Raw genomic sequence first — 290 nt, 5'->3', positions numbered from 1 at the left:
GATTCGCTTCTTTATAATGCGATGATCTTGTTCTACTATGTTATTCAAGTACTTTTGTTGTCTAAGTCGCATACTAGTAGGTATGCTTTTCTTTTTTCAACTGTTCAATTGCTATAGGATAAGCGGGATTCTTATCGACTGTTATCACACGTGGCTTTGAAACATGAAAAGACCGCAAAGCTTTCTTGAAAAAGCGCCTTGCACCCTTATGATCCCTTGTTTTGCTTAGGCAAAAATCGATTGTGTTTCCGTTCGGATCAACAGCATGATCCAGGTACATCCATTGATTT

The 290-nt window shown here is 38.3% G+C and carries 1 pseudogene; it reads right to left on the bottom strand.

The features are described from left to right. Positions 1–290: pseudogene (locus tag BAU28_RS05500) on the bottom strand (DDE-type integrase/transposase/recombinase); the annotation flags it as partial.

The sequence above is a fragment of the Bacillus paramycoides genome (assembly GCF_001884235.1).
GTDB lineage: Bacteria > Bacillota > Bacilli > Bacillales > Bacillaceae_G > Bacillus_A > Bacillus_A paramycoides.
Note: the sequence above shows the minus strand (reverse complement) of the source record. Positions and strands in the feature narration are given on the sequence as shown.